Here is a 289-nt window from a genome sequence, read left to right as displayed (position 1 = left end):
TCTAGGCACATCACTTAATCTTGCTTCGATCTGCTCCCTCTCCCGCGCAAGGAATTTGAATAGTAAGATACTGTTCTTCGCGGGGAGAGGGAGTTGGACAAATCGATACTGAGACACCATGCAAAAATTTTGCGAAAATAGAGCACTGATACAGAGAAACACCGTTGGTATTATCTTCGAGCCAAACGACTTGGATTTAAATTTAAACGACAAGTTCCAATAGGAATATATAGTGTTGATTTTGTCTGCTTAGAAAAACGCTTAATTATTGAACTTGACGGTAGCCAGC

At 40.5% G+C, this 289-nt stretch carries 1 pseudogene; it reads left to right on the top strand.

Going from position 1 to position 289, the window contains the following annotated elements:
- Positions 1-93 precede the first annotated feature (93 nt).
- Positions 94-289 (top strand): annotated as a pseudogene (locus Lani_RS21050) (DUF559 domain-containing protein); the annotation flags it as partial.

Origin of the sequence: Legionella anisa (genome assembly GCF_001467525.1) — a bacterium.
In the GTDB taxonomy this organism is placed as follows: domain Bacteria; phylum Pseudomonadota; class Gammaproteobacteria; order Legionellales; family Legionellaceae; genus Legionella; species Legionella anisa.
The sequence above is the reverse complement of the archived record's forward strand: the minus strand, read 5'-3'. Positions and strand labels throughout refer to the sequence as shown.